11 protein-coding genes are annotated in these 20,994 nt (G+C 45.6%); all 11 read left to right on the top strand.

The window, feature by feature from the left end; genetic code table 11:
• Positions 1–2: 2 nt before the first annotated feature.
• The 11 genes from FHS57_RS29800 to FHS57_RS29750 all read left to right on the top strand — a co-directional run bounded on the left by FHS57_RS29800 (position 3) and on the right by FHS57_RS29750 (position 20,748).
• The gene (locus FHS57_RS29800; RefSeq protein ID WP_183980153.1) at positions 3–593 is read left to right on the top strand and encodes a hypothetical protein; all 591 of its coding nucleotides are present in this window, start codon (positions 3–5) and stop codon (positions 591–593) included.
• A gap of 118 nt (positions 594–711) precedes the next feature.
• Positions 712–1,056 carry a PadR family transcriptional regulator gene (locus FHS57_RS29795; RefSeq protein ID WP_183980151.1) on the top strand — a complete coding sequence of 115 codons (345 nt, stop codon included), beginning with the start codon at positions 712–714 and terminating at the stop codon, positions 1,054–1,056.
• A gap of 78 nt (positions 1,057–1,134) precedes the next feature.
• A complete protein-coding gene (locus FHS57_RS29790) occupies positions 1,135–3,801 on the top strand; it encodes an ABC transporter permease (RefSeq protein ID WP_183980149.1) in 2,667 nt (888 codons plus the stop codon).
• 66 nt (positions 3,802–3,867) lie between these two features.
• Positions 3,868–6,504, top strand: coding sequence for an ABC transporter permease (locus tag FHS57_RS29785; RefSeq protein WP_221225769.1), 2,637 nt, complete (start codon positions 3,868–3,870; stop codon positions 6,502–6,504).
• A gap of 13 nt (positions 6,505–6,517) precedes the next feature.
• Complete coding sequence (locus tag FHS57_RS29780) at positions 6,518–8,896, top strand: ABC transporter permease (protein WP_183980147.1); 2,379 nt, start codon at positions 6,518–6,520, stop codon at positions 8,894–8,896.
• Between the two features lie 307 nt (positions 8,897–9,203).
• Positions 9,204–9,542 carry a PadR family transcriptional regulator gene (locus FHS57_RS29775; protein WP_028523024.1) on the top strand — a complete coding sequence of 113 codons (339 nt, stop codon included), beginning with the start codon at positions 9,204–9,206 and terminating at the stop codon, positions 9,540–9,542.
• Positions 9,539–12,193, top strand: coding sequence for an ABC transporter permease (locus FHS57_RS29770; protein ID WP_183980145.1), 2,655 nt, complete (start codon positions 9,539–9,541; stop codon positions 12,191–12,193). Before FHS57_RS29775 ends, FHS57_RS29770 begins: the two co-directional genes overlap by 4 nt.
• Before the next feature lie 152 nt (positions 12,194–12,345).
• Complete coding sequence (locus FHS57_RS29765) at positions 12,346–14,745, top strand: ABC transporter permease (RefSeq protein ID WP_183980143.1); 2,400 nt, start codon at positions 12,346–12,348, stop codon at positions 14,743–14,745.
• Between the two features lie 347 nt (positions 14,746–15,092).
• Positions 15,093–15,428, top strand: coding sequence for a PadR family transcriptional regulator (locus FHS57_RS29760; RefSeq protein WP_183980141.1), 336 nt, complete (start codon positions 15,093–15,095; stop codon positions 15,426–15,428).
• Between the two features lie 13 nt (positions 15,429–15,441).
• Positions 15,442–18,060, top strand: coding sequence for an ABC transporter permease (locus FHS57_RS29755; RefSeq protein ID WP_183980139.1), 2,619 nt, complete (start codon positions 15,442–15,444; stop codon positions 18,058–18,060).
• A gap of 3 nt (positions 18,061–18,063) precedes the next feature.
• A complete protein-coding gene (locus FHS57_RS29750; RefSeq protein ID WP_183980136.1) occupies positions 18,064–20,748 on the top strand; it encodes an ABC transporter permease in 2,685 nt (894 codons plus the stop codon).
• The last annotated feature ends 246 nt before the right edge of the window (positions 20,749–20,994 follow it).

Raw genomic sequence — 20,994 nt, 5'->3', positions numbered from 1 at the left:
CTATGAAAACCTTATCAATCGTTGGTTTATTATTTGTGAGTTCAATGGCCGTAGCTCAACACCGCTCTATCAGTAGCAGTATTGACGACAATGGCCAAACGATGTCAATACGGGTCAAAGGAACGATTGACGGGCGGGCGATTCAGTATGACCGCACCTTCGACGTGGCGCATTTGAGCAAAACCGAACGAAAAGAATTGCGCAATCATGTGCTGGATTCATTGGGAATTCAATCCCCGACGCCTCCGGTACCGCCAACGCCCCCCACACCGCCTACTCCTCCTACTCCTCCTACGCCTCCTACTCCGCCAACACCTCCTACTCCCCCAACGCCGCCTGCACCGTTTCCAGGGGTAACGTATTCGGATGGGTATGAACGCAGTGGTCACACTACGCCCAAACCGTTGAAAGATGGGTTTGAAAAAGAGGTAAAATATAACTCGGAAACGGGCGAGCTTTTTATGCGTTACCGTTTTAATAAAGACGGTGAAGAGGTGATTTACGAACGGACAATCAATGCCGCTGATAAATCGGAAAAAGAACGCAAAAACATCATTGAAAAAATAGAACAAGAATTGGGCTTAAAAAAATAGCCTCGGGTGTTTGAAGAAGGTTCAACCTTGGTTTTGAGGTTGAGCCTTTTTTAGAAGTATTAATTCTACAAAAGTTGAAGTAATACGCCACCTCCTTTTGAAATAACGATAGTCAACTATGAAACGAACGTACTTAGGCGAGTTTGAAGAAGTGGTACTCTTGACCGTGGCTATTCTCGGTGAAGGAGCCTACGGGATAGCAATCACCGACGAGCTAGACCGACAAACGGGACGAAATGTGAGCATTAGCGCGGTACATGCGGCCTTGCATCGGCTTGAAGAAAAAGGAATGCTATCGTCGAAAATGGGGGATGCAACTGCCGAACGTGGCGGGCGCCGTAAGCGCCTGTTTAGTGTGACTGTGCTGGGGAGTAAAACCTTACAGGAAGTGCGCGAACAACGAAATCGTTTGTGGGATTCGATTGCACCTCAATCATTGCCAACTTTTGGAATGGCGATATGAGGCAGGCAAGTTTGCAAATCTGCAAGAGGCAAACTCGCAAACTTGCCCCTTGCCTACTTGCTTTTTAAAAAATTGACCATGAATACAAATCCACCCCGCTGGGCCGAACGCCTGCTCGAATTCTTTTGTGCGCCTGACCTTTTGGAAGAAGTGCAAGGTGACTTACATGAGCGTTATCAGCGACAACTAGCCCTGTTTGGGGCGAAAATCGCGCGCCGTCAGTATGTATGGAATGTCCTGAGTTTTATTCGCCCTTTTGCCCTCAAACGTAAAAAAACCGAGTTTTCAACCACTTTTTTATACAGCCCAACCATGTTAATCAATTATCTCAAAATCGCTTTTCGGAATCTTGTTCGCCACAAGATGTTCAGCTCGCTCAATATTCTCGGCCTAACCGTCGGGACGGTGTGCTGTTTGTATATTTTGTTGTACGTCAAAGACCAATTTGGCTACGACAACTACCACAAAGACGCCGAGAACATTTACCGACTCCAAACAAACATTTTACACAACGGTGGCGATCAGCCCATGTTCAACAGCGGCACGAGTTCGCCCATCATCGCGCCTACCATGAAAAAGGACTTTCCCGAAGTGGTGGAATATACGCGGGTGCTCAATTTCTTTACCGCAAAAAATAACCTTTTGGGGGTAGAAGGAAAAACCGAAACATTCATTGACGACAAAGGCTTTTTGGTGGATTCAACGTTTTTCAACGTCTTCACTTACCAATTTGTAGAAGGGGCGCCAGAACACTCGTTGGATGCACCCTATACCGTGGTGCTTTCAAAGACGATTGCTGAAAAGCTTTTTGGCCAAGAAAAAGCCATCAACAAACGCATCAAAGTTGGGAACAATCTCAATACCACTACCCTCACCGTGACGGGGGTATATGACGATAGTTTTGGCAAATCGCACCTTCGACCCAGCTTTTTGGTCAGCCTAAACAGCGGTGGGCTTGGGGAGTTTGCCCGAAATAACACCGAATGGGGCGGCAATAACTTTATTTATTCGTACGTAAAGCTCAAACCCAACGTCAATCCCGAAAGTGTAAACGCCAAAATGCCTGCGCTTTTGCAGCGTTATGGTGGAAAAAGAATTGCGGAGTTGGGGATGAAAAAAACGGTTTTGCTGCAAAAAGTAACGGATATTCACCTGTATTCAAAAGGCATAACGAACCAAACGGATAAAGTGTCTGATATTTCGTTTTTGTACATTTTATTGACCATCGCGGCTTTTATTCAACTGATTGCTTGCATCAATTTTGTCAACCTAACCACGGCCCGCTCGGTGCGCCGCGCCAAAGAAGTGGGCGTTAGAAAAGCCGTTGGAGCCTTTAGGTCGGTGTTGATTGGGCAGTTTTTGGGTGAGTCGATGCTGATTGCTTTTATCTCTATTTTCTTGGCTTTGCCGATTGTTAAGCTCCTTTTGCCATTTCTAAACTCGCTTACTGACAGTACGTTAGCGCTTACTATTACCCAAAACCTTGATATTTTATTCATAACGGTGCTGGTAGCGTTGGCGACGGGCTTGTTGGCGGGCATTTATCCTGCCATTTATTTATCAAGTTTCAAACCCGTAAGTGTGTTGAAAGGAACGTTTAAATTCAATCCCGCTTCGGTGGTTCTTCGCAAAGGCTTGGTTGTTTTTCAGTTCTCGATTGCCATTGTGCTCATTATCGGAGTGTTGGTGATTTCGAAGCAATTGGATTTTATGCAAAACAAAGATTTGGGTTTTGACAAAAAACAAAAAGTCGTGGTGTCGTTGTCCAACGAAAATGCTCAAAAGCACTTCACGGCGCTGAAAAACGAATTATTGACCCAACATCAGATTAAAAATATTGGAGGAGTACGGTATTATCCTTCGCAGCAGTTTTTGCAGGACATGCTAGTCTTCAAGTCGGGGGGAACCATGGACAAAGGCGTTTTAATCAAAAACAACGTCGTTGACGAAGGCTTTTTCAAAACCCTTGGCATCAAGCTCATTGCAGGCCGAAACTTCACGCCAGCTGATACCAATAACCAAGTGATTTTGAGCGAGAAAAGTGTAAAAGACTTGAATTTGACGGTGGAGACGGCCGTGGGTACGCAGGTGTTCACGGGGACGGGAGATAATATCGAAGCCTACAACGTCATTGGGGTACATAAAACGTACATCAACAATTCGCTCAAGGACGAAATGACACCCGTGATGACGCATTACAGTTCGCAACCTGAGTACATGGTTCTCGACGTGCAAGCCGAGAATTATGAAAGCCTGTTTGCCAACGTGGAAAAAATCTGGAAAAAACTCATCCCGACTGTACCGTTGCAATATTCGTTTTTGGACGAAGACCTTCAAAAGCAGTATTCAGAAGAAAAAACGCTCCGTAAAATTATCAATTCGTTTACGCTGATTGCCATTCTTCTCAGTTGTTTGGGGTTGTTTGGGCTGGCCATGTTTACCGCCGAGCAGCGTACCAAAGAAATCGGCGTTCGGAAAGTGCTAGGGGCCAGTGTGGTCAGTATCACGACGTTGCTTTCCAAAGAGTTTCTAAAACCCGTTTTGATTGCGCTCCTCATCGCCTCTCCGCTGTCGTATTATGCGATGAATAAATGGCTCGAAGGTTTTGTGTATCGCACCGAGGTGGGTTGGGAGAGTTTTGCCGTTGCGGGCATCGCGATTGTAGCTATTTCTATGTTTACAGTCAGCTATCAGACCCTAAAGGCTGCTTTGGTCAATCCTGTGACGACGTTGAAATCGGAATAATCCCCTGTAGAGACGTTGTATACAACGTCTCTACAATTCCATCCCATTTTACAATACAATCATTCTATGCAAAACCAGCCGCCCCGTTGGGCCGAACGCCTGCTCGAATTTTTCTGTGCGCCTCACCTATTGGAAGAGGTTCAAGGGGATTTGCATGAGCGATTCGAGCGGCAGGTGGCGCTGTTTGGCGTAAAAATAGCCCGACAGCAGTACGTGCTGAACGTCTTGAGTTTTATTCGTCCTTTTGCTTTGAAACGGAAACCAAATCCCTATCCATTCACCTTTTTATACAGCCCTTCTATGTTACGTAATTATTTAAAAGTCGCTTTTCGAAACCTCACCAAAAACGCGGGGTATTCGGCCATCAATATTGGTGGGTTGGCCGTCGGCATGGCTGTGGCCATGATGATTGGCTTGTGGATTTACGACGAATTGTCGTACGATAAGTATCACCAACACTACGACCGCCTTGCGCAGGTGATGCAGCACCAAACTTTCAATGGCAATAAGGGAACAGGAAATGCTATTCCAATGCCATTAGAGGCAGAGTTGCGCACAAAATACGGTACTGATTTTAAGCATTTGGCCATGGCTACTTGGCAAGGAGACCGTATTTTGACGTATGGCGAAACCAAGATTACACGCCCGGGCAACTACATAGATGTGGATATGCCTCGAATGCTTTCGTTGAAAATGCTCAAAGGAAATCATGACGGATTGAAAGAATTGAATTCGGTGCTTCTGTCGGCTTCTACGGCAAAATCACTCTTTGGTACATCCGACCCCATGGGCAAACTGATGCGGATTGATAATAAGTTGGACGTAAAAGTTACGGGAGTGTATGAAGACCTGCCGCACAATAGCCAATTCCGTGACCTCACGTTTATTGCCCCGTGGAAACTCTACGTTTCTTCGCAAAAATGGGTACAACGCGCGCTCGACGAAGGGCAGTGGGATAACAATTCCTTTCAGCTTTTTGCCCAAATTGCTGACCATGCTGATATGGACAAGCTAAGCGCTAAAATCAAAAACACGAAGTTGGACAAAGTAAGTGCGGAAGAAAAGAAATTTAAGGCGGAGATTTTTCTACACCCGATGAGCAACTGGCATTTGCGCTCTAATTGGGAAGCAGGGGTACAAACGGGTGGTTTTATTCAATACGTATGGTTGTTTGCTATTGTGGGGCTGTTTGTGTTGCTGTTGGCTTGTATCAATTTTATGAACCTAAGCACCGCACGTTCCGAAAAACGGGCCAAAGAGGTAGGAATTCGCAAAGCGGTAGGCTCGATTCGCGCGCAGCTAATCAATCAATTTTTCAGTGAATCGTTTTTGGTGGTAATTTTTGCTTTTCTGGGAGCGGTGCTACTTACGTTGGCTGTTTTGCCGTTGTTCAACGAAATTACTGATAAAAAAATGGTCTTCCCGTGGGCCGAACCCGTATTTTGGCTGGTGAGCGTAGGTTTTATTGTCCTCACGGGGGTGTTGGCTGGAAGTTATCCCGCCCTGTATTTGTCGTCGTTTCAGCCCGTGAAAGTGCTCAAAGGTACTTTTAGGGCGGGGCGCTTTGCTTCGGTGCCGCGTCAGGTGTTGGTGGTCGTACAATTTACGGTATCTATCACGCTGATTATCGGAACGTTGATTGTCTATCGTCAGATTCAGCATACCAAAGACCGCCCCATGGGGTACGACAACAACGGCCTGATTATGATGCAGATGATGTCGCCCGATTTTTATGGGAAATATGATTTGCTTCGTACGGAGTTGAAAAAACAAGGCGCAATTGTCGAAATGGCCGAATCGTCGAGTCCATTGACGGCAGTTTGGTCAAACAACGGCGGGTTTGAGTGGAAAGGCAAAGATCCTAGTCTGCAAGCTGAATTTGCAACGATATGGGTCACGCACGATTTTGGTAAAACAGTAGGGTGGAAATTTAAAGAAGGCCGCGATTTCTCTCGGAGTTTCTCAACCGATACAATGGCGATTGTCATCAACGAAGCCGCCATAAAATTTATGGGAATCCAAAACCCTGTGGGCAAGGTAGTACAGTGGGGACAAGGAAAAGATGCGGGGCATTTTACCATTGTTGGGGTCATTAAAGACATGCTCATGCAGTCGCCTTACGAACCCGTAAAGCAAACTATTTATTTTATGAACTACGAAAACGTGAATTGGATGACGATGAAACTCAATCCCGCGCGTAGTGCCTCCGAGTCGGTGGCGATGATTGAAGCGACGTTCAAAAAACACCTTCCCGCCGCTCCGTTCGATTATAAATTTGCCGACCAAGAGTTTGGTAAAAAATTCCAATCGGAAGAGCGCATTGGTAAACTTGCCGCCATTTTTGCTTTGTTGGCCGTTTTTATCTCGTGTTTAGGGTTGTTTGGATTGGCGTCGTTTGTGGCGGAGCAGCGCACCAAAGAAATTGGCGTTCGCAAAGTGCTTGGTGCTTCCGTATTCAACTTGTGGGGAATGCTTTCCAAAGACTTTGTTGTATTGGTGATTATTTCGTGCCTGATTGCCATTCCGATTGCTTATTATTATCTCAACGACTGGTTGCAGGATTACAAATACCATACCGAAATTTCGTGGTGGATTTTTGCGATGGCTACGCTAGGAGCTTTGGCAATCACCCTGTTAACGGTTAGTTATCAGTCAATTAGGGCTGCGATGGCGAATCCCATAAAATCGTTGAAATCGGAATAAAAACAACCCCAATATGTTACGTAATCACCTAAAAATCGCCTTGCGGAATCTTTGGAAAAACCGCCTTTTTACGGGTATTAACTTACTCGGGATGTCCATCGGGATGGCTTGTGTAGTGGTGTTGGTATTGTTTGCCCAAAAAAGCCTCATGTTCGATGCTTTTCACGAAAAATCCGACCGTCTTTTTTATGTTCAAACGGAATCGGGAGGTAAAACGCACACCAACACCGTCTATCCTATTTTGGGGCAATTGCTGAAAGACTACCCCGAAATCGAAACAGGAACCCATGTTCAGTCGTGGTATTGGCCGTGGATGCACCACGCAACCAAAGATGTACAACCTCGTTCGCTGTTTGTTGATTCTACCTTTTTTGACGTTTTCAGTTTTCCACTCAAATACGGAAACGCAGCCACTGCCTTGCGCGACAGGAATTCGTTAGTGATTGGCGAAAAAAACGCTTTGCATCTTTTTGGCGAGGGCAATCCCGTTGGAAAAACCATCGTGCTCGACGATACACTCCCCATGAAAGTGTCGGGCGTATTGGCCGAACTACCTGCCAATTCGTCGCAGCAATTTGAAGCGTTGCTACCGATAGCGATTTTGGAACAGCAACCTTCGTTTAAGGAAAGCGCCGATTGGTACAATACATTTGCCAATGTGTTTGTGATACTCAAAAAAGGGGCCAATAAAGCGGCCCTAGAAGCCAAGTTGCCAACGTTGGTCAAAACCCATTTTTCGCCCGATTCTCAAAAACAAACCTTACACCTAAGCGCATTTACCCACTACATTCACGACCAAAATCCAACGTTTAAAAACTTGATTTATGGCGCGGTGGGCATCGCCGTTTTTCTGTTGCTCATTATTAGTATCAACCTCATTAACCTCAACATGGCGGCGGCCTTGCCTCGGGTCAAAGAAGTGGCTGTGCGACAAGTGGTAGGGGCGAGTAGGGGAATTGTGTTGCGGCAGTTTTGGACAGAATCTGGCCTTGTGATGTTGCTTTCACTGGTGTTGGCGACTGGGTTCGCGGTCTATTATTTGATTCCGTCGTTCAATGAGCTGCGTAAACAAAACATGCAATTACACATTTCTTGGACGCAAGACTACCCGACGGTTCTGACCATTGTTGGCATTACCATGTTGGTGACGTTCATTGCAGGTACGTATCCTGCGCGTTATTTGATGAGCCTCAATACCCCCGATGCTGTCAAAGGAAAACTATCGGCCGACCCGCGCCAAGGTCGTTTGCGCCAAAACAGCCTTATTGTACTTCAGTTTGCGTTGGCGGTGGTGCTTATTGTCGGAACGATTGGGCTTCGTCAGCAGGTGAGTTTTATGAAAAACGCTGACCTTGGTTTTGACCGAAAAAATGTATTGGTGTTTCAAACCGATTTGTCGTATAAAAATGAAACCACGGCGGTATCAGAAGGACGCGTGATTTTGGATCAATTACGCCAAAATCCCAACGTAGTTTCGTTTACGACTTCGCAGGTGGTACCGATGCGGTATTGGCAAAACTTCAACAGCTATTATCCCGAAGGAAACGACGCCAAGAAAATTGGCCTTCGGCACGTGAGTGGGGGCGAAAAGTATTTTGAAACCCTCAAAATCCCGATGATTGAAGGGCGCGGTTTTCGTGACAACTCGGCTGACTCGGCCAATAACGCAGTGGTCATCAACGAAGCCGCCATGAAAGCGTTTGGGTGGCAGACGGCCGTGGGAAAACGCATTCGCCAAAACAACAATGATGCGGTTTATACGGTGATTGGGGTAACGAAAGATTTTCATTACCAAAGCCTGAAAGACGAAGTAGAGCCGTTGTTGCATTGGTACGGTGGAAAACAACAACTTTCGAGCTACCTGACGGTGCGCCTGACCGACGAAGCAAAAGGCAAAGAGCTGGTGAGCCAACTTGAAGCGCGTTTTAAAAAGATTCCTGCCCGACGCGGTTTAGACCATTTTTACCTTGATGAAGAAGTAAATAAAGTGTATGAATCAATTAGCAACATTTTACAAATGACAGGTTTTGTTACGTTGATTGCCATTTTGACGGCCTGTGCGGGGATTTTTGGGTTGATTTCGTTGGTGGCCAAACAACGTACCAAGGAAATCGGTATCCGCAAAACCTTAGGAGCGAGTGTTGCTAACATTACGGCTTTGCTTTCTGCCGATTTTATGAAATTGGTCACTATTTCCCTTTTTATTGCACTGCCTATCTCGTACTGGTTGGGGAAAAAATTACTTCAATCTTTTGCTTACCGAGTAGAGTTACAGTGGTGGTATTTGGGGTTGGCTTCGTTTTTTGCCTTGGCCATTGCCCTTGTATCAGTTGCTTTTCAAGCCATTCGGGCAGCTTTGGCCAATCCTGTGAAATCGTTGAAATCGGAATAAATTGATTGTCCACCGCAGGACAACGGTTGTCCGTTTGCGGACACGTTTTAATTTCTAAGGTTTTAAAAAAGAAGCTGTTTCAAAAGCCTTTATTGCCAAATTTCCTTTGTTTTTAACCTCATCCCAACCCTTCTCCTTTCTGGAGAAGGGCTTAAAAAGTCCCCCTCTACTGAAAGGAGAGGGGGATTTAGGGGGAGAGGTTGAATAGGTGCAAAAGATAATTTGGTACTATGAGACTTTTGAAACAGTTCCTTTTTATTTTCTGGCACGGATTTGTACGATAAAATATAAACTAATCATAATACCCATGCGTCGAACCTATTTAGGCGAATTTGAGGAAGTCGTTTTGCTGATGGTAGCCATTCTCGATGGAGAGGCGTATGGCGTCACGGTCAGTCAGGCGTTGGAAGAGCACACGGGGCGGGTGGTGACCTTTGGAACGGTGCACAATACGCTCATTCGACTGGAAGAAAAGGGCTTTGTCGGTTCCGAACTCGGTGGTGCGACGAACGAACGCGGTGGGCGGCGCAAGCGCCTTTTTCACGTAACGGCGCTGGGAAATCGTGCGTTGCAGGAAATCCAACAACTGCGCCAACAACTTTGGCAACTCCTACCACCGACTAAATTGCAATTGAACAGCCTATGAAAACCAACGAACTTCATCCGCCTCAGTGGGCCAACCGCGTCTTGAGGTGGTTGCATCCCGAAGATACCCTCGAAGAAGTGGAAGGGGATTTGGAGGAACTATACGCCTACTGGTACGAGCGTGCAGGCAAAGGCCAAGCTACGTGGCGTTATTTGCTCAATGTCGCATCGGTATTGCCTCCTTTTGTCCGTCGTCGTGAAAGAAAACAAGCTTACCATAACCCTTTTTTAATTCAGCCATCTATGTTACGCAATTACTTTACCATCGCCTTTCGTACCTTGGCGCACAACAAGGTGTATTCGTCCATCAACGTCATTGGGCTAAGTATTGGCTTGGCGGCGGCCATGTTAATCATGCTTTATACCAAAGACGAAGTAAGTTTTGATCGATTTCACGCCAACAACCCCCACATCTACCGCATTACGAGCAAACAGTTTACACCTGCGGGGGCTTTTCAATCGTACAACACCCATACGGGGTATTTGCAAGGACCTAAATTTGCGGCGGGTGTTCCCGAAATCAAAATGTCGGTGCGTTACCAAAGCGATCGAAGTGATATCAAAGTGGGAACAGAAGTCAAAAGTTTTGAATCATTTCATGCCGATAGCAGTTTCTTCGCGTTGTTTTCGTTCCCGCTTGTCAGCGGAAATCCTGCTACGGCGTTAAGAGAACCCAAATCTGTAGTGCTTTCAGAAGAAATGGCCGAAAAGCAGTTTGGAACCACCAACGCTTTAGGAAAAATCCTCTTGGTGCGAAATTCTAACGGAGATTCAAAAGAGTTTGAACCCTATACCGTGACGGGAATTGCTAAAAAATGCCCCCAAAATTCTTCAATCAAGTTTGATTTTCTTTTTCCCTATGTGGTAAGCAAAGAAGACATGGCCAATGAAGGTAATTGGTTTAATTTTTTCCAAAATACGTTTGTCGTGCTTGAGCCTAATGCCAACCTCAAAAAAGTAGAGGCCACCATGAACCGCATTTTTGAAAAGGATGCCAAACAAGCGATGGAAGAAGAAGTAAAGCGGTTTGGTCCTCAGAGTAAAATGAAATATATGTTGCAGCCTTTTACGGATATGCACCTTAATAAAGATATGCCTGCCCAAAACGGCTTGGTGGACGGCAGCAATCCGATGTTTTCGTACATCCTTTCGGGCATTGCGTTGTTTATTTTACTCATTGCGTGCATCAACTTCGTGAACCTGACAGTGGCGCGCTCGCTCAAACGGGCTAAAGAAATTGGGGTACGCAAGGTTGTGGGTGGAGGCCGTGCGCAGTTGATGATGCAGTTTTTGGGTGAGTCGTTTATTCTGTGCTTTTTGGCCTTTGGATTTGCGCTATTGTTGGTACAAATGGTGTTACCAACCTTCAATGAGCTTTCCAATAAAGCACTGGCATTTTCGTATTTGTTTGATGCTAAGTTGATTGCAGGGTATTTCGCTTTGTTTGCTGCTACGGGCCTTTTGGCGGGCTTTTATCCTGCGTTGGTATTATCCAATTATAACCCTGTTCAAACGCTTTACAGCCGATTCAACCTTTCGGGCAAAAACTACCTTCAAAAAGGCTTGGTGGTGTTGCAATTTGCGTTGGCTTCGTTTTTAATCATTGCAACGCTTACTATTTATTCTCAATTCAACTATTTGACTAACAAAGATTTAGGCTACAACGACAAAGGCATTGTGATGGTGAACAAGTCGGGTTTGAGTCGGAATGAAGCGAAGGTTTTTAAAGATGAATTACTGAAAAACCAAAATATACGAGACGTAGCCCCTAAAAACGGCGGAAACTGGTACACAGTTGCCAAAGTAAACGGCCAAACCGAAATAAATTTTGCCTATGAAACGGTCGATGCCACCTACTTTCCGTTGTTACAAATCCCGATTATCAAAGGGCGTAATTTTTCGGCGGAGTTTAATTCAGATTCTACTTCGTCGATATTGGTCAATGAGACTTTTGTGAAAAAAGCAGGTTGGACAAACCCGTTGGGGCAAGTGGTAGATTTTTGGTACAATGAAGGCGAAAAATACAAAGTAGTTGGTGTGGTGAAAGACTTTCACTTTGAGTCACTTAACGCCAAAATAAGTCCACAGCTGTTTACGATGAAGCCAGGGAATCAGTACGGAAAAGTGTTCATCAAAATCAAAGAAGGAAGCGAAACGGCGAGCCTAAGCCATCTTGCCAAAACGTACAAAAAACTCTTCCCAACGAATCCGTACGAGTACAAATTTATGGATGAAGAAAACGAAAAACGCTACGAATCAGAAGCCAAATGGAAACAAATCATGCTCTTTGGCGCGATTTTGACGATTTTTATCTCGTGCATTGGTCTTTTCGGTTTGGCTACCCTTTCGGCCGAGCGACGCACCAAAGAAATCGGTATCCGCAAAGTATTGGGCGCGTCAGTAGCAAGTATCACGACGCTACTTTCGGCAGATTTTCTAAAACTGGTCAGTTTGTCGTTTGTTTTTGCCTTTCCTGTGGCCTATTACGCCATCAAAGAGTGGCTCGAAAATTATCCATACCGCATCGACATCAGCGTTTGGACGTTTGTGATTGCGGCGGCATTGTCGATTCTAATCGCCTTTTTCACCGTCAGTTTTCAATCCATCAAAGCGGCCTTGGGCAATCCTGTCAAGTCGCTGAAAGCAGAGTAGGGGAGACAAGTCCTTCCAAGACTGGGCGTCCCCGACTGGGCGTCCCCGTTTTCAAAACTTGGAAGGACTTACAAAAACACTTAACATTTTTTAACGGTCGTCTGTAGAAGGTTCTGAGTAATTTCGAGATAAAATAACGCCACTGCTATTTTATGCTCAAAAATTACCTCACCATCGCTCTGCGTAACCTCCGCCATTATCGGACGTACACTACGCTTAACGTCTTGGGACTCACCGTCGGAATGGCGGGGGGAATCCTGATTTTTCTTTTCATTTCGTATCACCTCAGTACCGACCGTCACCATCAAAAATTCGACCGCATTTTTCGGATTGTGGTAGATTTGCATTTAGAAGATGGCTCCGTAGAAACCTACCCCGAGGCTCCTCTCCCCATGGCCAAGGTGCTTCGCGACGAGTTTTCGCAAGTAGAGCAAGCGACTTCGCTGAAAACATTGCGTGAGCTGACTGTGAGCTTTCCCAGCTCTAAAAACGGGAGTTCTCAACGTTTTTTAGAACAAAATACGGGTGCTTTGATTGAATCAGAATGGTTTGATGTTTTTGATTATCAGTGGCTTAAAGGAAACCCTAAGACATCTCTTCGAGAACCCAATACCGTAGTACTTACCGAAACTTGGGCAAAAAAATACTTTGGTAACGAAGACCCCATCGGTAAAGTGTTGGATTTGAATCACTTGACCAAAGTAAAAGTGACTGGCGTTTTAGCCGACCCTCCACGTACGACCAATAACGATGTGCAGTTGTTTATTTCGATGGGCACGTTCTCGCATCTACTTCCCGACCAAAACCTGAACGATTGGTGGGCACTCAACTCTACTGACCGCGTTTATCTTACGCTCAAAAACCCAAGCTCAGCGGCTCAGGTGGCAGCGGCCTTTCCTGCGCTTGCTCAAAAACACTATGGCAAAGATGCCTCGGTTTTCCAGTTTCACATTCAACCGTTGTCGGAGGTGCATTTCGATGTAAAACGAACGGGTGGGGCATTGATTCAGCGCTCGTTGTTGTGGTCGCTGGGGTGGATTGGCGCGTTTTTGATTCTAATTGCCTGCCTCAATTTTATCAACTTAGCCACGGCGCAGTCGTTGAGTCGGGCCAAAGAAATTGGCATCCGCAAAACGTTGGGAAGTAGCAAATGGCAAGTAATGCGCCAATTTTTGCTAGAAACCGCGCTGATTGTGACGACGGCGGCGATTGGGGCTGGGCTTTTAGTCGTGTTAATTTTACCTTTTGTTAATCAATGGTTAGGATTGAATTTGACTTTTACCCTCAATGCCCAAGCGACGCTATTACTGACGGTACTTTTGGTTGGTATCATTGGATTGGCGGGTGGGTATCCTGCGTTTATGATGTCGGGCTTTAGCCCCTGGCAGGCGTTAAAAGGGAAAGGAGTTCTGCCGAAAAAGGGAGGTTTGTCCCTGCGGCAGTCGATGATTGTGGTGCAATTTGCCATTTGTCAAGCTTTACTTATTGGTACAATGGTCGTGACGAGGCAAATGAAGTACGTGGAGCAATCGGATTTGGGTTTTAAAAAAGACAACGTATTGGTCGTCAACCTACCTGACCCTTCCCCAACAGCCCTCACGGCGTTTAAAAATTCCTTGCTTCAATACCCCGAAATACAGTCGGTAAGTGCGGCGTATCGTCCACCGTCGGCTTCGGTCATGAACGGTGGCTCGTTCAAATTTGACAACCGTGCTCAATGGGAAGCTTTTCCGATACGAGAACGATTGGGGGATGCCGATTACCTCAAAACCTACGGGCTGCAATTGGTAGCAGGAAGGAACGTCGCGCCGTCGGATACCATTCGGGAATATGTGGTCAACGAGGCGTTGCTCAAAAAACTAAACATCAAAGACCCCAACGACATACTAGGCCATAAAATAGAAACGTACTTGTCGCCCGTCGCTGCGCCCGTGGTGGGAGTGGTCAAAGATTTTCATTTACGCTCATTACGCGAACAGATTGAACCTTGTGTGATTTCCACCCAAACTGCCCGTTATCGAAAAGTAGGCGTACGGGTTGCGGCAGCTTCTCCCTCCAAAACCCTTAATCACGTTCGGCAAACGTGGCAAAAAATCTATCCAAATGAGGTGTTTAGCTACGAATACCTTGATGAACAATTGGCAAAATTTTACGAAACCGAACAATTGACGGTTCGGTTGGCGAGTGTTTTTTCGGTCGTTGCCATTCTCATCGGATGTTTGGGATTGTACGGCCTCGTTTTGTTGGTCGTGGCTCGGCGCACCAAAGAAATTGGCGTTCGGAAGGTGCTCGGAGCTTCGGTCGCAAGCATTGTACAGCTCCTTTCCATCGACTTTTTAAAACCCATTTTGGTCGCTATTGTACTGGCTACGCCTGCGGCTTGGTACTTAATGAATGAGTGGTTGGCCGATTTTGCCTATCGCATCGAAGTGAACTGGCTTATCCCGACCTTGGCAGGACTCTTGACGGTGCTAATTGCGTTTCTTACCCTCAGTTTCCGTAGTGCCAAAGCCGCTTTGGCCGATCCCGTTGAGGCGTTGAAGACGGAGTAGGGCAAAAGAATGAACCGAAAAATGTAAAATTTTAAACCGCAAAGGGCGAAAAAGTGGGCAAGTTTGCAAGTGGCAAATTTGTAGAAAGCAAAGCATGAACCGAAAAAGGCAAAACTCCAAAGGGCAAGTTTGCAAAGGGCAAAAAGCAAAGTATAAGCCCAAAAAACTAAACCCTAAACCTCAAACAGTAAACCCCAAACGGTAAACAGACTGTCCGTTGACGTACTGGAAACTGTCCGTTTTTGGACAATTCAATCTAAACGAAGCACCGATTTTACATCAAAATCGGTGCTTTTTTTCTTGGCAAGGTATTTTATATACAGAAATAGATGAAATAAAAATTACGCATGCGAAGAAGTGATTTAGGTGAATTTGAAGAGGTGGTGCTCTTGACCGTAGCCGTTCTTGCCCCCCATGCCTACTCGGTGTCTGTTGCCGAAGAATTGGAACAAGAAACGGGACAAACCGTCAGTACGGGGGCGGTTCATGCCGCGTTGCAGCGGCTCGAACAAAAAGGCTACGTGACTTCGCTTTTGGGCGAAGCTACTGCCGAACGCGGCGGGCGGCGTAAGCGCTTATTCACGGTAACTGCTCTGGGTGGAAGAGTCCTGAACGACGTACGCCAAGTCCGAAACCGACTTTGGGAGCGCATTGTGCCTCAAGTGACTTTAAAATGGAGCTAATGCTTTGGCCACAATGAAAACACTAAAAAATAGAAGCCCTTTTCCGAGGCTCGATGAGTTTCTGCATCGCTTGGTGGCTCCACACCTTCGGGAGGAAATCATGGGTGATTTGCACGAACGGTATCAACGCCGCAGCCAACGTTTGGGTGAAATGAACGCCCGTCAACGCTATTGGCGCGATGCTCTGACGTACGTTCGATGGTCAAACATCAAACGGAAGCCCAATCCGTATCCAACAACCTATACATACAGCCCTACTATGTTACGCAATTATTTCAAAATCGCTTTTCGTAACCTGTTGAAAAACAAAGGTTACTCCTTTATCAACATCTTTGGGCTCGCTACGGGAATGGCCGTGGCGATGCTGATTGGCCTGTGGGTTTGGGACGAATTATCGTTCAATAAAAGCCACAAAAACTACGATCGAATCGCCCAAGTATGGCAGTTTGTGAATTTTGACGGGACGATTTCTTCGTACAACTCTGTCCCCATTCCAATGGCGGAGGAGTTGCGCAGCAAGTACCCTGATTTTCAGGCGACCAGCCTTTCCACTTACACCCGTGACGTGATTCTGGCGGCAGGTGATAAAAAATTGACAAAAAGTGGCAATTATGTACAACCAGCCTTTGTGGATATGATGTCTTTCAAGATGTTGGCGGGTAGCGCTGACGGATTGAAAGACGTCCACACAATTTTCCTTTCTGAGTCGGTGGCAAAAGCATTTTTCGGTACCGAAAATCCGCTGAATAAAATTATCAGGATGGGCAACAAAACTGACGTGAAAGTGACAGGCGTGTATGAAGACTTGCCGTATAACAGCGCCTTTCGTGACGTACTCTTCCTGGCACCTTGGGAGTTGTTTGTAGCCAACGATGCGTATGTCAAAAGAGCGTTGGACGAATGGGATGAGAATTCCTTTCAGGTATTTGCGCAATTAAAAGAAGGATCAAGTGCGGAGGCAGTTTCGGCCAAAATCAAGGATATTCGCATGAAACGCAAAGACCCGCCAGGCTACAAACCTGCCTTTTTCTTACATCCGATGGAGCAATGGCATCTGTACACCGATTTTAAAGATGGGAAAAACGCGGGTGGCATTGTTTACTTTGTTTGGCTTTTTGGTGCCATTGGGGTGTTTGTTTTGCTATTGGCTTGCATCAATTTTATGAACCTAAGCACCGCCCGTTCCGAAAAACGAGCCAAAGAGGTCGGCATTCGCAAGTCGGTTGGTTCGGTACGTGGCCAATTGATTTTTCAATTTTTGAGTGAGTCGTTTGTCATTACCCTCGTAGCATTTGTGTTGGCGTTGCTTTTTGCGCAACTCGCTCTACCCTTTTTCAATGAAATCGCAGATAAACGAGTTTCCATTTTATGGGCTAACCCTTGGTTTTGGCTATTTGGGTTAGGTTTTAGCTTGCTTACGGGGTTGATTGCGGGCAGTTATCCAGCACTCTATCTGTCTTCCTTTCAGCCGATTAAGGTATTGAAAGGCACTTTCAAAGCATCGAGATTTGCTTCCGTTCCTCGCAAAGTGTTGGTGGTTTTTCAGTTTACGGTTTCAGTTACGTTAATTATTGGCATCATCACCGTTTTTCGGCAGATTCAACACGCTAAAGACCGTCCTTCGGGCTATGAGTGTAGTAGTTTGGTAGAAATCAACATGAACACGCCCGAACTCTACGCTCATTATGACGCTTTGCGGAATGATTTGCTTAATACGGGCGCAGTAGTCGAATTTGCGGAGTCGGGTGGTTCTATTACAGGTCAGTATGGAGGAACCACCAATATTTCTTGGAAAGGAAAAACGCCGAATACCCAACCGTTGTTCATGGCGAATCAAGTTACCCACGATTTTGGCAAAACGGTAGGTTGGAAAGTGATAGAGGGGCGTGATTTTTCAAGAAAGTTCTCTACCGATTCTTCGGCTATGATTATCAACGAAGCGGCATTGAAGCTAATGGGCTTCAAAAACCCCATCGGCGAAATCGTCCGAAGTGGTAAGGAATATAAAGTAATCGGGGTCATTAAAAACATGATTCGACAATCGCCTTTTGAGCCTGTTAACGCTGCTTTTTATACCATTAATTACAACGCAGTCAACACGATTAGCTTCAAACTTTCTCCCCAATTGGGCACAAGCAAGGCATTGGATAAGGTGGCTGCCGTATTCAAAAAATACAATCCCGAAGCGCCGTTTGAGTATAGTTTTGTGGATGAAGTCTATGGTCGGAAGTTCAGCGACGAGGAACGAATCGGCAAACTCGCGGCCTTCTTTGCTCTTTTAGCGGTACTGATTTCGTGTTTAGGGTTGTTTGGATTAGCCTCGTTTATTGCCGAGCAACGTATCAAAGAAATCGGCATCCGAAAAGTGTTGGGCGCTAGTGTAGCTGGGCTTTGGCAAATGCTTTCCAAAGATTTTGCCTTACTGGTGTTGATTGCGTGCTTCATCGCAGCGCCAATTTCCTACTATTTGCTCAACGATTGGCTACAGCATTATGAGTACCGCACCGAATTATCGTGGTGGATATTTGCGGCGGCAGGCTTGGGGGCTATCGCAATTGCCTTGCTGACGGTCAGTTACCAAGCCATCAGGGCTGCGCTGATGAATCCAATAAAATCATTGAAGACGGAATAGAGCATGAAATATCAACCGCCTGCTTGGATTGACAAATGGCTTAGTCGCCTGCTCGCACCACATTTGCGGGAGGAAGTGATGGGCGATTTGCATGAACGGTATCAACGCCGTAGCCAACGTTTGGGTGAAACAAACGCCCGTCAACGCTATTGGCGCGATGCCCTGACGTACGTTCGATGGTCAAACATCAAACGGAAGCCCAACCCGTATCCAACAACCTATTTATACAGCCCAACTATGTTACGCAACTACCTAAAAATCGCATTTCGTACCCTTACTCGTCACAAATTGTACACGGCCCTCAATGTGGCTGGCCTGACATTCGGAATCACTTGTTTTTTGATTATTGGCTTGTATTTGTTCGATGAGCTAACTTTTGACCAACAGCACCGCAATGCGTCGCGTATTTACCGAGTTCTCGAACACAAAAAGACCAAAACCGATGACCTTACGGTTGCGGCTGTAAGTTATAAATTAGCCGAAGAATCAAAGAAAAGTATTCCAGAAGTCGAAACAACAGCGCGCATGACCAGTTTTGGGCGCGATAACCTGTCGAATCCTGAAACCAAAAATAAGACTCATTTGACCATCAACTTGGCCGATGAGAATTTTATGAAGGTATTTGATTTTGAGGTAATTTCGGGAGAAAAGCAAACGGCTCTCAAAGAGCCTAATTCAATCATAATTGTGGAGGAAATTGCCAAAAAGCTATTTAATAGCACCGATGTTGTTGGCAAAACCCTTCGATTTGATTTTACGGAAAAGCCTTTCAAAATCACGGCCGTCATTAAAAATCATCCGAGTAATTCAAGTTTCGATTTTGAGTCTTTATTATCCGAAAGTACGTTCAACGACGATGCCGAGTTTCAGAAATCGAATGCGTCTGACTGGTCATCACACGATTATACGGTGTATGCTTTGCTAAAAGAAAATACCCATCCGCAAGCCGTGGGTACTAAAATGAATGCCTTGGTGGCAGCCAATTATAAACCTGAAGTAGGGACAACGACCGATTATTCGTTGCAGCCCCTTACTGATATGCGCCTGCATTCTGACCATATTGCCAGAGGTTCTACCAGTGTAGGTTCGGGGAAAGGCAGTATTTTATACATCAAGATTTTTGGGGTAGTAGCGCTATTTGTCCTGTTGATAGCCTGCATCAATTATATGAACCTGACGACTGCGCGCGCGTCCAACCGTTCTAAAGAAATTGGTGTTCGCAAGGCCAACGGCGCTTTTCGCAGCCATTTGATTAACCAGTTTTTGTTTGAGTCCTTGCTCGTAACGTTACTTTCCTTCGCATTGTCGATTGGGTTTGTCAATCTTTTTTTACCCTCTTTCAATGCTTTTACCGAAAAACAGCTTTCGCTCGGCTTCCATTCCGATTACCGTATTTGGCTATACACGATTGCCGCGGTGGTGCTGACGGGTTTGATTTCGGGGAGTTATCCAGCGTTTTTGCTGTCACGTTTCAGCCCGCTTGCACTTTTGAAATCGCTCAAGTTACAAAACAAAGGCGATTTGTCGCTGCGCAAAGGATTGGTGGTTTTTCAGTTTACAATTTCGGTCGTAATGATTATTGGAACAATTGTCTTGTTCCGACAAATTCAATACGTCAGCAACAAAGACTTAGGGTTTACCAAAGAATTACTGTTGGTGGTGGATATAAATTCGGGCGATGTCCGAAAAAATGCCCAAACCATCAAGAATGAAATCAGTAAGATTGCAACGGTGAAAAATACCTCGGTGATGTCGCGGGTGCCAGGGGAATGGAAAAATATCCCAACCGTTAAGATTCGTCCAGAAGGGAATAGCGACGAACATAAGATTTCGTATTTGTTGGGAGTGGATGAAGATTTTGCCACTACGTTTGAAGTAAAGGTCGTGAACGGGCGCAATTTCATGGGCGCAAACGATTCCACTTCGATTATTTTAAATGAGACTGCTGCCAACATGTTGAACATAAAAGAAGCCGTGGGGCAATTGGTAGAAATCCCCGAACGCTCGATGGGAGGAAGCTACAGTCTTCTTAATTCAAGAGAAACCTTTCGCGCGCGCGTAATAGGTATAGTAAAGGACTTCCATTTTCAGTCGCTGCGTGAAAGAATAGCGCCTATGGTTTTGGCTTATCAAAACAACCCCGTGCATTCGATTGATTACTTCACGTCAAGAGTTACGGGGAATGATATTCCGACGACTTTGGCCAAGATTAATGACGCCTTGACAAAAATTGATCCTGCGCATTTATTGGAGTACCATTTTTTGGATGAACAATTGGCGCGCTTCTATGCCGATGACCACCGCCGCGAAACCATGCTGATTTGGGCAGCCCTTGCTACTATTTTTATTGCTTGCTTAGGGTTGTTTGGTTTGGCTACTTATACCGCTGAGCAACGAATCAAGGAAATTGGGGTCCGAAAGGTGCTTGGAGCAAGCGTCGTTAATCTCACCGCCTTACTTTCCAAAGACTTTTTGAAGTTGGTATTAATTGCCAACGGTATTGCATTTCCTCTGGCGTGGTGGGCTACGGGGCTGTGGTTGCAAGAATTTGCGTACCATATTACAATAGAATGGTGGATTTTCTTGGTCGCAGGAGGGTCAGCAATGTTTATTGCACTACTTACAATCAGTTATCAGGCCATAAAAGCAGCCTTAGCAGACCCAGTTAAGAGCTTAAAAACAGAATAAAAGGAAAATGGGGCAGATACTTTCATTTTAATCTGCCCCATTTATAAACCTTATCCAAGAATAACTTGCAGATTTCGGAGAAGGTAAAAAGTGGCTTCTAGCCCTGAAATCAAAAAAAGTAGGTGGTGCGAGCACGTTTTGCGATATTTTGGTGAGGAGTTGGGTGTTTTTTTGTAGGTGTAATAGTTTGGTTTTTAGGCGGTTGCAAATTATTTTCAAAAATAGTTGTGTAAATATTTGGAATGG

The sequence above is a fragment of the Runella defluvii genome (assembly GCF_014195535.1).
Taxonomy (GTDB): domain Bacteria; phylum Bacteroidota; class Bacteroidia; order Cytophagales; family Spirosomataceae; genus Runella; species Runella defluvii.
The sequence above is the reverse complement of the archived record's forward strand: the minus strand, read 5'-3'. Positions and strand labels throughout refer to the sequence as shown.